General features: G+C 43.5%; 14 protein-coding genes. 2 read left to right on the plus strand and 12 right to left on the minus strand.

The genetic code is table 11. The annotated features are described in order from the left end of the window. Positions 1-117: 117 nt before the first annotated feature. From ybgF to motY, 9 genes are all read right to left on the minus strand, one after another. Positions 118-864 (minus strand): tol-pal system protein YbgF, encoded by a 747-nt coding sequence (ybgF, locus tag CKQ84_RS22665; protein ID WP_028760345.1) that lies wholly within the window; start codon positions 862-864, stop codon positions 118-120. A gap of 24 nt (positions 865-888) precedes the next feature. Continuing rightward, complete coding sequence (gene pal, locus CKQ84_RS22670) at positions 889-1,422, minus strand: peptidoglycan-associated lipoprotein Pal (protein WP_028760346.1); 534 nt, start codon at positions 1,420-1,422, stop codon at positions 889-891. Between the two features lie 46 nt (positions 1,423-1,468). After that, positions 1,469-2,797 (minus strand): Tol-Pal system beta propeller repeat protein TolB, encoded by a 1,329-nt coding sequence (gene tolB / locus CKQ84_RS22675; RefSeq protein ID WP_028760347.1) that lies wholly within the window; start codon positions 2,795-2,797, stop codon positions 1,469-1,471. A gap of 9 nt (positions 2,798-2,806) precedes the next feature. Next, positions 2,807-3,868: a cell envelope integrity protein TolA gene (gene tolA / locus CKQ84_RS22680; RefSeq protein WP_105252846.1), complete on the minus strand. Its 1,062-nt coding sequence runs from the start codon at positions 3,866-3,868 to the stop codon at positions 2,807-2,809. Beyond that, positions 3,869-4,303 carry a protein TolR gene (tolR, locus tag CKQ84_RS22685; RefSeq protein ID WP_028760349.1) on the minus strand — a complete coding sequence of 145 codons (435 nt, stop codon included), beginning with the start codon at positions 4,301-4,303 and terminating at the stop codon, positions 3,869-3,871. After that, the gene (gene tolQ / locus CKQ84_RS22690; protein WP_028760350.1) at positions 4,303-4,989 is read right to left on the minus strand and encodes a protein TolQ; all 687 of its coding nucleotides are present in this window, start codon (positions 4,987-4,989) and stop codon (positions 4,303-4,305) included. Before tolQ ends, tolR begins: the two co-directional genes overlap by 1 nt. Next, positions 4,979-5,380, minus strand: a complete 402-nt coding sequence (gene ybgC, locus CKQ84_RS22695) for a tol-pal system-associated acyl-CoA thioesterase (RefSeq protein ID WP_006081251.1) — start codon at positions 5,378-5,380, stop codon at positions 4,979-4,981. The genes tolQ and ybgC overlap by 11 nt, the downstream gene beginning before the upstream one ends. Before the next feature lie 171 nt (positions 5,381-5,551). Beyond that, a complete protein-coding gene (locus CKQ84_RS22700) occupies positions 5,552-7,735 on the minus strand; it encodes a prolyl oligopeptidase family protein (protein ID WP_105252847.1) in 2,184 nt (727 codons plus the stop codon). Between the two features lie 760 nt (positions 7,736-8,495). After that, a complete protein-coding gene (gene motY, locus CKQ84_RS22705; RefSeq protein ID WP_028760352.1) occupies positions 8,496-9,365 on the minus strand; it encodes a flagellar protein MotY in 870 nt (289 codons plus the stop codon). Between the two features lie 141 nt (positions 9,366-9,506). On the opposite strand from motY, the gene rnt reads away from it, so the two are divergent. Continuing rightward, the gene (gene rnt / locus CKQ84_RS22710) at positions 9,507-10,178 is read left to right on the plus strand and encodes a ribonuclease T (RefSeq protein WP_105252848.1); all 672 of its coding nucleotides are present in this window, start codon (positions 9,507-9,509) and stop codon (positions 10,176-10,178) included. A gap of 101 nt (positions 10,179-10,279) precedes the next feature. Here rnt and CKQ84_RS22715 read toward each other — a convergent pair whose 3' ends face one another. Further along, positions 10,280-10,885, minus strand: coding sequence for a peroxiredoxin C (locus CKQ84_RS22715; protein ID WP_006081247.1), 606 nt, complete (start codon positions 10,883-10,885; stop codon positions 10,280-10,282). 385 nt (positions 10,886-11,270) lie between these two features. Here CKQ84_RS22715 and CKQ84_RS22720 point away from each other — a divergent pair, with 385 nt between their 5' ends. After that, the gene (locus CKQ84_RS22720; RefSeq protein ID WP_028760354.1) at positions 11,271-12,590 is read left to right on the plus strand and encodes a Na+/H+ antiporter family protein; all 1,320 of its coding nucleotides are present in this window, start codon (positions 11,271-11,273) and stop codon (positions 12,588-12,590) included. 165 nt (positions 12,591-12,755) lie between these two features. On the opposite strand, the gene CKQ84_RS22725 is transcribed toward CKQ84_RS22720, so the two are convergent. Then, complete coding sequence (locus CKQ84_RS22725) at positions 12,756-14,171, minus strand: GGDEF domain-containing protein (RefSeq protein ID WP_028760355.1); 1,416 nt, start codon at positions 14,169-14,171, stop codon at positions 12,756-12,758. A gap of 249 nt (positions 14,172-14,420) precedes the next feature. Then, entirely contained in the window at positions 14,421-15,047 is a 627-nt protein-coding gene (gene upp, locus CKQ84_RS22730; RefSeq protein WP_011789711.1) for a uracil phosphoribosyltransferase, read from the minus strand. Positions 15,048-15,336: the final 289 nt, after the last annotated feature.

The following is a 15,336-nucleotide window of genomic DNA, read 5'->3' on the forward strand; positions in this document are numbered from 1 at the left end:
CGACCTCGCCGCTCTGAGGGCGCCTATAATACCTTTTTCATCTTCTCATGCAAGCGCAAATTCCCAATTTTTTGTCGTTTGCATGAAAAACAGACTAAGAGTATGTTTTTTAGTTAATTACGCTTTAATTGCAGCCAGTTGCTGCTGTGCAATGCGTGCTGCGGCGCTGTTTGCGTAATCTTTGACAACTTGTTGGTAGTATTGCATCGCACCAGCTTTATCACCGGTTTTCTCGGCGATCATGCCAAGCTTCACTAAACTATCGCCACGTTTATTAGAATCGCTAAAACGATCAACCACAGTTTTGAAGGCTTGTTTGGCTTCTGCAAATTCGCTCTTATTAAATAATAGCTGTCCTAACCAATAGTTCGCATTCGCGGCATACACAGAGTCTGGGTATTGTTTGATAAAAGCACGGAAGGCAGGAATGGCATCGTCATACTTACGCTCTTTTAAGACTAAGTTAACGGCATTTTCATAACTTGCAGTTTCACTTAAACTACTTGCGGCAGCATTGGTCGATACCACAGAGGGGATTGATGTCGCTGCAGCTGCAGGTGCGGCAGATGCCTTTGAGGATAAATTAGCAAGCTCATCATATAACTGACGCTGACGCTCTTGCATCTGCTCAATCTGATAATTCTGTTGTTCGGTTAAACCGCGTAAATCGAGAACTTCCTGCTGCAGTGTATCAAGACGACGTTGCATCTCGAGCTCACTTTGTTGTCTCGATTTTACAATACGTTCGATACGAGCAAGTCTGTCATCACCCGAACCACCAGCAATATCTTCCACAGGAGCAGGCGCTGCAACCGCAGCGCCCGCACCAAGGAACATTGCCGTAATTAAGACGGCACGTTTCATTGTGTTACTCTCCGAGATTCAATCTTAGTAAACTAAAACTGCACGACGGTTTTTGCCAAAACCTTCATCAGTGCGAGAAAAATCAAGTGGTTTTTCTTCGCCATAGCTGACTACGCTCATTTGGCTTGGCTGTACGCCCATACCTTGTAGGTATTTAGCAACGGCTTTAGCACGACGTTCGCCCAGAGCAATGTTGTACTCAGGAGTGCCACGCTCGTCCGCATGACCTTCAATCAGTACGCGCACACTTGGGTGCTCAACTAAGTAAGTACCATGAGCTTCTAATACAGCGGCGAATTCAGTTTGAACTTCACTGCGGTCGAAATCGAAGTAAATGATGTGCTCTTTTCTCAACTCTTCTAACTGCTGACGTTGCTGCTCTTCAGATGACAACATAGCACCCACACCACCAGTTTGAATGCCACCATTCAGTTCGCTACCTGAACCGTTTGTTGAGCCCATTGCATCAGTTTCTGATTCTGAAGTTGAGCTACATGCACTAATAGCCATAATTGGAAGTGCTACCAACATAGCTTTTAACAACTTATTCAGATCCATTACGTGTTCCTTATAAAATTAAATGTGATTAAATCAAGGTATAACATTAGAGAAACGGAGACCAAGAAGGTGATTTCACCTCGCCTTGACCCACGGGTAATCTCGCTTTAAAGCGTCCATCCGTAGAAACAGCTGCTAATACTTGCTTACCTTGGTGTGTAGTGCCATATATGACCATAGTACCATTAGGCGCCACACTTGGGGATTCATCCAAGCGTGTAGAGGTTAGCACCTGCATAAAACGCGTATTTAAATCCATACGCGCAATATTAAACTTACCGTTAGTACGGTTAACAAAAATCATACTACGTCCATCTGGCGTAATTGAACCACCAAGGTTCCATTCACCTTCAAATGTTTCACGACTCACTTTACCTGAACTTAACTCTACGCGATAAATTTGCGGTCTACCACCACGTTCAGAGGTGAAAATCAACGACTTCCCATCAGGATACCATGATGGTTCAGTATCGATAGCATAGTGATTGGTAATACGCTTAATCGCTTTTGTCGCAATATCGATAACATAGATCTCAGGCTGACCGTCCTTAGACAGCGTCACAGCCAAAGATTTACCATCAGGAGAGAAAGCCGGCGCACCATTAATACCTGGGAAAGAGCTCACTTTAGTGCGCACTTGGGTATAAAGGTCTTGTACGAAAATCTCTGCTTTTTTATTTTCAAAGCTAACATACGCCAAACGACGTCCATCAGGCGACCAAGTGGGTGACATTAATGGCTCAGGTGAGCGCAGTAACATTTGCTCGTTAAAACCATCATAGTCCGCAACCATCAACTGATAAGGTGCTTTTTGAGTATGATTGACCACGACATAGGAGATCCGCGTTAAGAATGCACCGCGAATACCGGTTAACTTTTCATAGACGATATCGCTAATTCTATGACCATATTGACGAAATTGCGCTGCTGAAATCACAGTTTGGCGACTGTCCATCAAAAATTCTGTAGCGCTGACTGAGCCTTTCAATGCTTGGTTTTGTGCTTTAACTAAATCGATTAAATCAAAGCTCACCAAATACTGATCGGTTCCGTAAGGTTTCACAGTACCTAACACCACAGCTTCTGCGCCAACGCTAGACCATGAACTAGGTTGAAACTGAGCCAAAGCACCAATATTGCGCTGAGGTAGTCCGAGCTCGTCTAAAGGTTTAAAGGTACCGCTACGAGCTAAGTCAGACATCACCACATCAGCAATCGCTTGTGGCGGTGCGCCAGGACCTTGCCATACAAAAGGCATCACAGCGATGGGACGCGCTGCGTCAACACCTTCTGTGATCACAATATCCAATGCCGCTTTCGCGGGGGTGGTGCACAGCAGAACTGCCAGTGCTAACCATTTTGCCAATATTTTCATGGTGCTCCTTTAATTAAACGTTGGTTCAACGATTAAGTTAATTTCTTTCATCAAGTTATAAACAGCAGGATCCGGAGACACAGGCAGTTTGCCCGCTTTCAAAATCGCCGCTTTTGCTGCACGACAAACGTTGGGATCACCACCTTTTGTTTGGCTGCTGATCACAAACCCATCATTCGCTAAACGCACAGAGACAGTACAAGTCTTTCCACGCATAGATTCATCCACTACCAAATTACGTTGAATAGTTGATTTTATCATTGCCTGATACTTACCGACTTCACTCTGCATCTGCTTATTCATGGTTTGCGACAGCGCCGCTTGCTCAGCCGCTAATGCATCAGCCATTTCCTGCTCTTGATCGGCAAGGGCTTTAGCATCTGCTTTAGCTTTAGCATCCGCTTTAGCTTTAGCATCCGCTTTAGCTTTAGCATCCGCTTTAGCTTTGGCATCCGCTTTAGCTTTGGCATCTGCTTTAGCTTTGGCATCTGCTTTAGCTTTGGCATCTGCCTCCGCTTTAGCTTCCGCATCTGCTTTTTGCTTACGGTCAGTTTCAGCTTTCACTGCAGCAGCTTCTTCAACCTTGCGTTTTTCAGCGGCTTTTTGTGCGGCGTCTTCAGCAACCTTACGCTCCTGCTCTTTCAGCTTACGGTCGGCTTCGGCTTTGACCGCCTTTTCCTTTTCCTGCTGCTGTTTCACCTGGGCTAATTTGGTCGCTTCATTGGCTTTTTGAATCTCAATTTCCTGCTGCTTACGTTCTTGCTCTAGCTGTTTAATCTGAGCTTGTTCGCGCTCGCGTGCCTGTTTCGCTTCTTGAGCTTTGCGTTCAAGCTCGGCTTGACGTTCTTGCTCACGGCGTTCGGCATCACGCTTTTCTTGCTTAAGTTTCTCAACTTGATTAGCCACTTTTTGCTGATCAACCATAACCGCTTTGATTGCTGGTGCGCTAACTTGTTGCATAGGCTCAGGTTTGTGAGAAAAATCTATTCCTAATGCCAGAATAATTATCACGCCAATATGAATACCCGCTGAAATTGACAGAGGTAATGTTACATCTGACTTATCTGCCACCTATTTCTCCTTGGGTGAATCCGTCATCAAACCGACTGATGGCACGCCAGATTGCTGCAGTGTCACCATCAACTGAATCACTTTATCGTAAGGAATATTTCTATCGGCTTTAACCACAACAGGACGCTCAGGTTCAGTCACGATAAGTGCAGCCACTTCCGTTGCCAATTCTTCCAAATCCATAGGCACATTCGTTGAACCGCCTTTATTGAGGAAGTAATCACCATCACCATCGATTGAAGCAACAATGGGCGGCTTACTGTCATTGGGTAACACTTCTGCCGCCCCTTGAGGCAGCTCCACTTTGACCCCTTGGGTCACTATGGGTGCTGTTACCATAAAAATAATTAACAGCACGAGCATGACGTCGATATAAGGCACCACGTTGATTTCAGCAACGGGGCGACGACGTTTGCGCTGATAAGCTGGTTGCATTATGCCCCTTCCTTCTCACTGTATGCTTGGCGATGCAAAATGCTGGAGAACTCTTCCATAAAGTTTGCGTAAGCCATTTCTAATTTATCGACTTGAGTCGAGAAACGGTTGTAGGCGATTACCGCTGGAATTGCAGCAAATAAACCCATAGCCGTTGCAATCAAAGCTTCAGCAATACCGGGGGCAACCATAGCTAAGGTGGCGTTTTCCATCGAACCAATAGCGATAAAAGAATTCATGATCCCCCATACAGTACCAAATAAACCGATATAAGGGCTAGTCGAACCAATCGTTGCTAATAACGGTAAGTTAGCTTCTAACTTTTCCATTTCGCGAGACAAGGTCACACGCATAGCACGCGATGTACCATCCATGACGGCATCGGGCACTTTGCTATTTAATTTATTCAGGCGTGAATATTCCTTAAAGCCAGTCACAAATAATGACTCTAAACCGCTATTATCTGGACGAGATGATAATTCTTTATACAAACGATTTAAATCAACACCTGACCAAAATTTGTCTTCAAACTTCGCCGATTTACTTTTTGCGGATGTCAGTAAGCTACGGCGTTGTAAAATCACCGTCCAAGACATCACCGACAAGCAAAGTAAAGTGAACATAACAAATTTCACTAATAAACTGGCTTGTAAAAATAACCCAACAATCGACATATCAGCTTGCACTGTCAAACTCCTGCACAATATTTAAGGGAATAGCTCGGGGACGCATACGTGATAGCGCAACACAAACAACCAGCACTGTGCCTTCACAATAACAGTCTCCCTGTTTATCGACCAAGCGTTGATGAAAGATCAACGAGGCCTTTTTCAACTCTATGACCTTAGTTTCAACAATAAGGTTCTGTTCAAAACGTGCTGCTTTGCGAAAATCTAGTTCCGCACGCTTTACGACAAAAGCAGTGTCGTCGGCTAATAACGCAGTCTGACTCACGCCAAGGGCTTTTAACCACTCGGTTCGCGCGCGCTCAAAAAAGTTGAGGTAGTTCGAATGATAGACAACGCCACCAGCGTCGGTGTCTTCGTAATAGACTGAAATTGGCCAATGAAACATCATTTGAAAATAAGCAAATTTTGGTTGAAAAATTGACGCTTACTATACCTAGGGAAACAAGACTTGTGAATGACCCGATGAAGATATAGATAGGAATAGCGCGGGTTTCAGATGAATAGGGGCAATTGTAAAAGAGAATGGGGTCAAACGACCCCATTTTATTAACATAGTTAGTTATTTTGCGATAGCTTGTGGCAAGGTTAAGCCAAAACTCTGCCACAAGAAACTGTAGATGTCGGCAAATTCGTCGATCTTCATCGCCGTGGGCTTACCCGCTCCATGACCAGCATTTGACTCGATACGCATAATGACAGGTTTATTGCCCTGCTGTTTCTCCTGCAGCATGGCCGCAAACTTGAAACTGTGTAATGGCACAACACGATCATCATGATCCGCAGTCATTACCATAGTCGCAGGATAAGCTTGCGCTTTTACATTGTGATAGGGCGAATAAGCCAATAGCGCAGGGAATTGCTCTGCTTTATCGGCACTGCCGTATTCACTCGTCCAAGCCCAACCAATAGTGAACTTGTGAAAACGCAGCATATCCAACACGCCCACCGCAGGTAATACGGCAGCAAAGAGTTCAGGACGTTGAGTCACAGCAGCGCCCATCAACAGACCACCATTACTGCGGCCATAGGCACCGAGTTTAGAGCTGTTGGTGTATTTTTCGCTTACCAGATATTCAGCAGCAGCAAAATAGTCATCAAACACATTTTGCTTTTTGTCGAACATCCCCGCTTGATGCCAGCTTTCGCCATACTCAGCACCGCCACGTAAACTCGGCACGGCATAAATGCCACCCATGTCTAACCAAGCGATATTGGCAGGGCTAAAACGTGGTGTCATCGAAATGGCAAAACCACCATAGGCATAAAGTAATGTCGGATTTTGACCGTTTTTCACTAAGCCCTTTTTATAGGAGAGCATCATAGGCACACGCGTACCGTCTTTGCTGCTATAGAAAACCTGTTCAGAAACATAGTCATCGGGATTAAACGAGACTTTGGGTTTAGCAATGACAGTTGAACCACCAGTTTTAAAATCAAACTTATAGGTGGTTTCAGGCTGAATATAACTATTAAACACATAATAGAAATAATCTTTGCTGGCTTTACCAAAAGGCCCTGCCACATTGCCAAGACCAGGCAATGCCACATCTTGACGCTTCTGACCACCCATACTGTAAATCGATAATTGACCTAACACATCATGTAAATAACTCACCACTAAATGGTCATTAATAATGGCGACATTATTAATCGGATCTTTAGACTCAGGAATAATCGTTTGCCATTGCGATTTATCACTATTGCGGGTGTCAATCGCAATCACTTTACCATTAGGCGCCTCTAAGTCGGTTTTGAAATAAAACACTGAACCATCATTACCGAGAAACTCATATTCAGCTTCTAATTTGAGGATCAATTCCACCACTTGGGATTTAGGCTCAAATAACGATTTATAGAAGAAACGATTACGCTTATCCGTACCTTGAGAAATCGACAGTAATAAGTATTCACCTTTCTCAGAGACATCAATACCAAAGCCCCAATCTTTATTCTGTGGACGCTCATAAATCAATAGATCTTGATGTTGGTCTGTGCCTAATTTGTGGTAATACACTTTTTGGTTAAAATTAACATCAGCTAAGACATCCCCACCTGCTGGGGCATCATAACGGGCGTAGAACACACCTTGATTTTCTTTATCCCACACTGCGCTAGAAAATTTAATCCATTTCAGTTCATCGGCCAGTTTCTTACCAGTTGCGATATCAACGAACTGCCATTGCTGCCAATCTGAGCCAGAATTTGACACACCATAGGCTAAAATTTTACCGTCATTACTCACAGCAACGCCGGATAAGGCAACAGTGCCATCCGCAGACAGTTTATTTGGGTCAAGAACAGGCTTTTCAACACCATCTAAACCTTTAACATACAAAACCGATTGCGCCTGTAGGCCATTATTGCGGTAGTAAAATTGGTTGTCGCCGTTTTCAAACGGGGCAGAGACTTTTTCGTAATTCCAAAGTTCTGTAATACGTTCGACCACAGCTTGTTTATTGGGGATCTTAGCGAGGTAGGCTTGACCAAAGTCTTGTTGTTCTTTTACCCACTCTTCAGTTTCAGGTGTATTGGCCTCCAGATGACGATAAGGGTCGGCCACCGCAACACCATGAATGGTTTCGACGAGGTCATCTTTTTCAGTGACAGGGTAAACGAGTTTAGTTGCGCTTGCCTGCTCAGTCGAATTTTGCTCAGGTGAATTGCCACTTTGGCAGGCACCGAGTGCCATCCCCAATGTGGCCACTAACAAACCTTGCTTTGCAAGGCGAAATCTTAATGCCATCGTGTTGTCGTCCTTCTTATGGTTTCGGGCTTAAGGCCTTTTCAGCAAGTACTATACAAGCAAAAAAAATCATGGCAATGGCGTAACTTAATATGAAGTTTTTTAAGCTGTATCGTGAATTTAACAAAATAGCAGCAAGGATAAGCTTATTGAAGTGTATTATTATGCATTAATAGTGAGTTATAAGTTATTAATCAAGGTAAATAGTGACTTAAGTGATATAAATCACCTTTGTAGCCATTAGAATTACTAATGTTTATGGGCAATTTTTCTCGTTTGTTTTACAACAGGTTTCCCAATAGAATGTACTTGTTTTCAGGAGATAACTGCTTGCAGATATCGAAAACAAAGAACTTTTAAACTGGTGTGTTCCCAACACTTCAGTTTCTTTTCTGGTTCTTATGCTTGACTTCCTTCCTTCAATTTGTTGATTGCAAATGCATTATTTTTGCGGCCCGCTTAGTTTAAGCGGGCTTTTTTTTAGCATTTCAAACACAATCCTGATTATTGCAACGGCCAAGTTTTATACATCATCGATATTACTCGTACTTATCCCACTCTCGCTTTCTGCAGTACTTGTTGAGGTGGATATGTCATCACTACAAATTAAAAAATCTCATTATTTTTACCCATACTCGCAAATTGAGCGAATCATTCGATTAAAGTGGCATACTGCCTGAACTCTCCTTCTTTTAAAAACGACAATGCCAAGTCATAAACTTGGCATTGGAAAACACTTAAAACCTAGGTAAAACAAACACTAAAAAGGTTTACTGATCCGTATAACAACACGACGGTTACGCGCCCTTTCATCCATATCATCATTGGAAGCCACATGACGACGCTCACCATGCCCGAATGTGACAATACGATCTTGGGGAATACCACTGGCAACAAAGAACTCTTTTACCGACGCAGCTCGTGTATCCGACACTTTCTGGTTTACTGAACGGCCACCATAGCTGTCGGTATATGCATCCACCAGCACTAACTCTACCAAGGGATCATAGGCTAAATATTCTTGCACCCGAGACAGTTGTTGCTGGGAGAAACGAGTTAAATCGGTTCCGCCTTCATCGTAATTTAATACAGTAAAAGCGATATCTTCAAAGCTATAGGGCAATAAATGCGCTAGACAAGCTTTAAACTCAGTATATTTACGGCCAAAATTAGCTGAAGACAAACCCACAGCTATCTTATTCGACTCGTTATACCAATCAGCATAGTAAAACGTTGGTTCCATACCGCGACTCAACTCTGCCAACATAGACCAAGCTGCACGCTTAGGCACTTCACCGTTAAAGTACTTTTGATAATGTAATGACGTGATCTCTTTCGATACCACACCAGGACGCCACTGCGGCGCGCGGCTAATTAATTTAGCCTGCGTCACTTGATCAGGTTTTACCCACATATCTAAGGTAAAAGTCATATTCTGCTGCTTACCCGCTTCACTGGTAAAAATCGCTTTACCGTAAGAAGGAATATCATGCTCAAGGCGACAGACGATGGGAGTATTTTCACTCACTCGCCACTGGGAATCACTTAAAGAGGCGACATAATGGCGCAACTCTGCCATTGCAGTTGCTGGAACGCATAAAATTGATACTAATATCAGTTTTCGCCACATAGCCTTTACTCATGTTTAATCGGTTACATGGCTTTATCGGCAAACTATTTAGTTCCTTTAGCTCATAAAACCACCAATCAAGCATGACACACCCCAACACATTTAGCATAATAGCGCCCTGTGAATTTTCTTGAGTACTTTATGAGTGACATTTGCGACGCGAACAAATTGAAATACCGATTTCGAGGCTACTTTCCCGTAGTCATTGATGTCGAAACTGCGGGCTTCAACTCTCAAACCGATGCGTTGCTAGAAATTGCCGTCACCCTACTAAAAATGGACAATGAAGGTGTGATAGGAATCGATAAAACCCTACACTTCCACATTGAGCCCTTTGAAGGCGCAAATTTAGAACCCGAAGCGTTAGCATTCAACGGTATTGATCCCACTAATCCGTTACGGGGAGCGGTGAGCGAGAAAGAAGCCTTTTTGGAAATCTTTAAAGCCGTGAAGAAAGCCCAAAAAGCCTCCGACTGCCATCGTAGTATCATAGTGGCGCACAATGCGGCATTCGATCATGGTTTTGTGAGTAAGGCGATAGAACGTTGCGACTTAAAACGCTCGCCGTTTCATCCTTTTGCCACCTTTGACACAGCAACGCTCGCCGGACTCGCCATTGGTCATACCGTACTTGCCAAGGCATGCATTATGGCGGGTATTCCCTTCGATAATAAAGAAGCCCATTCGGCGCTATATGATACCGAACGTACCGCGGAGCTTTTTTGTCATATCGTGAATCGTTGGAAATCATTAGGTGGCTGGCCATTACTGGCTGTGGATGCACAGGATGCAGAAAGCGGTACTGTGGAATAAATTTAACAGTTAACAATAGATCTTAAGCAATGAAAAAACAAAAAAGCTGCCATTGGCAGCTTTTTTCATTTAACAGGCGACTGTGATTAGAAAAGTACTAATTACAGTGAGCTTGCGTTTTCAGACAGGTAAGCAGCAACACCTTCAGTGCTTGCATTCATACCTTTATCGCCTTTTTCCCAGCCAGCAGGACAAACATCACCGTGCTCTTCATGGAATTGCAGTGCATCGATCATACGTAGCATTTCATCAACGTTACGGCCTAATGGCAGATCGTTAACGACTTGGTGACGAACCATGCCTTCTTTGTCGATCAAGAATGAACCACGGAAAGCCACACCCGCTTCTGGATGCTCAACATCGTATGCTTTACAGATTTCATGTTTAACGTCAGCCACTAGCGTGTATTTAACTTGGCCAATACCGCCTTTTTCAACTGGGGTGTTACGCCATGCATTGTGGGTAAACTGAGAATCGATAGACACACCAATCACTTCTACGCCACGCTTAGTGAACTCTTCCATACGGTGATCAAAAGCGATCAACTCTGATGGGCAAACGAAAGTGAAGTCAAGTGGATAGAAGAATACGACGGCTGGTTTGCCTTTGATGGCTGCAGTCAAGTTAAAGCTATCAACGATTTCGCCAGAACCTAATACAGCTGCAGCAGTAAAATCAGGAGCCTGACGGCCTACTAATACGCTCATTTTATATCTCCATCTATGAGTTGAACTAAGTGTAAGGCAAGATGCCTTCTAGCCAGTATGTTCTCAACCTAGGTCAAGTTAAATCCTTACTGATTAAAAGGTGTTCTTACCAATCAAATCCTTAGGCATTATAAGTCGTGTGCTGTGCCTTACAACCTATTTAAGACCAATATCACATTTTTCAAGGGTATTTCCGTTTTGCCTGACTAAGGATAGAGCAATCTGCGTATCCAGTGTGCGGAGCAATCCACATTCAGCTAACAGACAAAACCCAGCATGATCACATTTTCAGATATTTTTCAGATAAGCCCTCGGCAAACTGGACATCCACTGCCTTTGCAGTCGAAAATAGCTCCTTTGGCTTAAAGAATTAAGAAAATTGATAATGAATGCAGTCGTAATTGCAGTGTGCTTAATGTTAGCACTCAGTTTAGCTAGGGTGAATGTGGTTATTGCCCTGACCGTGAGCGCCCTCGTGGCGGGATTGGTAGGCGGAATGGATCTGCACCAAACTATAGATGCCTTTAATACAGGCTTAGGTGGCGGCGCACAAATTGCGCTCAGTTATGCATTATTAGGTGCTTTCGCTGTCGCACTATCGCATTCAGGCTTAACGACGCTGATTTCTAGAAGCATCATTAGTAGCCTTGGACAAGATCCTAATCCCACAAACACTAACTGGGTACGCTGGTTACTGCTGTTATCGCTACTCGTTATGTCGATGGCTTCACAGAATATTTTACCGATCCATATCGCCTTCATTCCGATTTTAGTGCCACCACTCTTACATGTGATGACCAAACTGAACATCGACCGCCGCCTTGTGGCTTGTGTTCTAACCTTCGGCCTAGTCACCACCTATATGATTTTACCGATTGGTTTTGGTGGCATTTTCTTAAATGATATTCTGCTTTCCAACTTAACCAGCAATGGCTTAGCCGCTGCTCGCGAGCAAATTCCGCCAGCCATGTTAATCCCTGCCGCGGGTATGGTCGTAGGGTTACTCACTGCAGTATTCATCAGTTACCGTAAACCTCGGACTTACGACGAGGCAAAAGTGTTGGTCGCTGAACCTGAAGAAAATCTCAACAAACGCAATATCATCATTGCTGCACTGGCGATATTAGCCACTCTCGTCGTACAGCTCGAAACTGACTCTATGATTTTTGGCGCCTTAGTCGGCTTCATGATTTTCAGTTTTTCGGGTGCCTTGAAGCATGTCGCCGACCAAGATATTTTCAACCAAGGTGTGCGCATGATGGCCAATATCGGCTTTATCATGATTTCAGCCGCAGGCTTTGCCGCAGTAGTGAAAGAAACCGGTGAAGTGGGTACGCTTGTGGCCTCGCTTAGTGAGATTATTGGTAACAATAAAGCCCTCGCAGCCTTTTTGATGCTACTGGTTGGTCTACTGATCACTATGGGAATTGGGTCGTCTTTCTCCACCATTCCAATTATCGCGACGATATATGTACCATTGGCATTGAGTTTTGGTTTTTCAGTAGCCGCCACAATCGCGTTAGTCGGCACTGCCGCCGCGCTGGGTGATGCGGGCTCGCCAGCATCAGATTCCACCTTAGGTCCCACTGCAGGTTTGAATGCCGATGGTCAACACGATCACATTCGTGACAGCGTGATCCCAACATTTATCCACTACAATATTCCACTATTAGTGTTTGGTTGGATTGCGGCCATGGTGTTGTAAGTGTTATCGCAGATGTTTATATTACCGTATTAGAAAGTAAAAACAGCGCGGCATTCTCCGCGCTGTTTTTTATCTCGGGTATTCACTTTTATTGCGGGCAGCAGGTTAACTCACTGATTCACTCGATAACTCACGTAATAATGAACGTGATAATGAACGTGATAATTAAGATGTCGGGTCAAGCTTGCGACTTCCTTGCTTATTCTTTTTATCTTCATATAACGCTTTATCCGCCGCTTGTAGCACTGCCTCAAAGGAAGCATAATCTTGCGAATCAGCCACACCGCAGGAGACTGTCAGCACATTTAAAAACTGCCGCTCTGCGACCGCCTGACGTAAATGTTCAGCCAACAATAAGGCCCGTTCAAAAGTACAATTAGCCAAGATGACGACAAACTCATCACCGCCGGTTCTGATTAACAAATCATTTTCTCGAAATACACTGCGCATCGCATCAACAATTTGCATGATCGCCATATCCCCGAGTTTATGCCCATAGGTATCATTAATGGTTTTGATTTTGTCGCCGTCCACGCAAATCACCGCGTAATGCCCCTTAGTTGCGACATCAAACAGTGTGGTCTCATAGACTTTCTTATTATAGGTTCGAGTAAAAGCATCCAATAACATCGCTTCACTAAACCGTTGACGCTCAGTACGAAGTTTCCTAAAACGATTGATATTAATTTGAACGAAGAAGATCACGATAGATAACAAAAACCATAGGGGCAAATTCCACACAATGAAACGAAATATACTGATTTTATATGTCAGTGAAGTCATGTTATCTAAATGATTTGTCATCGAATAAAACAAGAACTCCGGCGTCAATTCAGCCCAAAGGCTATCTGTCGTGATCACCAACTCAGTACCATAATCCGTTTTCTGCAATTCAACATGTTTATTACGCATAAAAACCGACGTCATTAGGGCCGTGTCGGCAATAACATCACCGATGAAATGATTAGGATCATTAGATGATGAAATCGGTGATGCCATCGATAAAATGACTTTCCCACTAACTTCATCTTGATAAGGAATGGATAATACGATTCCATCGCCTAAGGACTCTGGGGTCGCGTCTTTCGCGCAATATTGCAGACTCTGACAAAACTCATTCGTTGAAGTACGGTCTTTAATCAGCCGCGCTTTTACGTCCTCAGGAATTGGGGAGGCAAAATACATGGCATCACTGCGATAAAGTCCCACATACAGGAATATATCTTCGACATTGGTCTTTTTACTGGTTTTACTGGAATAGAGATAATCAAAATAGCGTAATACTTGCTCTTCTTCTGCGGAAAGCACTCCCCCTTGCGGCAGCATTAATCTGGAAGGGTCGAGTTGAAAAAGTGCTAAAGAGGATTTATTGAAATCAATAATATCGTGCAGAGATAAGCTTTTACCGAGCAGTTCAATATAACTCGGTGTAAGTTGCTCGTTTTTTACAAAAGACACAAAGGATTTATGCTCTCTATCGATTTTAAACGGTAATAGAATAAGTAGGAGTACGACAAACAAGAGGGTCGCAAATTCAAATGATCGACGCAATAATAACCAGTTGAGTGTCGAATTTCCCATAATTCCTCTTAATCCCTGTTCTACCGATATGTACCTTGCACAAAACGTAAAGTGCGATCAATAAAATTGCAAAATAAGCCAATAAAAACAACTTTAATAGATAATTATTATTTACCTTATCCTAAACTTTAGCAGCTTAAGATAAAGTTATTTATGTATTGAACAAAAACAAAAAGGGAGCCTAGGCTCCCTTACTGACCACATCCGCTCAATTGAGCATCAGCAACTCTGATTATTTAGCAACTTTAGCTATTTAGTACCAAAGATTTTATCGCCCGCATCACCCAGACCTGGCAGGATATAGCCTTTCTCGTTTAAGCATCTATCGATAGCGGCAGTATATAATTCGATATCCGGATGCGCCGCTTCTAAGGCTTTAATGCCTTCAGGTGCAGCCACTAGCACTAAGGCCTTAATTGAAGTACAACCGCGCTTTTTCAATAAATCGACGGTCGCAATCATAGAACCACCTGTCGCCAACATAGGATCGACAACTAAGGCGATACGTTCGTTCATGTCGCTGGCCAGCTTCTCAAAATAAGGTACTGGCTCAAGAGTCTCTTCGTCACGGTAAATACCGACAACTGAGATACGCGCACTTGGAATGTGCTCGAGTACGCCGTCCATCATACCCAAACCCGCACGTAAAATTGGCACGACAGTGACTTTTTTACCTTTGATTTGATCGACTTCAACCGGACCGTTCCAGCCTTCAATCGTCACCGTTTCAGTTTCGAAATCTGCGGTAGCTTCATAGGTTAATAAACTACCCACTTCGGCGGCTAGTTCACGGAAACGTTTAGTGCTAATGTCACCTTCGCGCATTAAACCGATTTTGTGACGCACTAAAGGATGTTTAACCTCGACAACTTTCATTTTTCTCTCCTGCTTATTTTTCGGCGTATTATTTTAGGCAAATTTTTCAGATTCTAGTTGATTTGTTTACTAGGTAAAACAGAAAGTTTTGCCATTCGGTCTAATCGTGAGCTATCTCGCAAGAATAATCCCCAATCGTCTAAGATACCTACTGTGATTTACTATTTTGTGACCAAACTCAAGACCTCTAAAAATAGAATATCTCGCATTCAGACCAAAAAAACTCCGCCGAGGGGCATAAATCCAAATCATGACTTTCGACCCCTAGCACAAGCTGGTAGAATACCGC

It is taken from the genome of Shewanella sp. WE21, assembly GCF_002966515.1.
Taxonomy (GTDB): domain Bacteria; phylum Pseudomonadota; class Gammaproteobacteria; order Enterobacterales; family Shewanellaceae; genus Shewanella; species Shewanella oncorhynchi.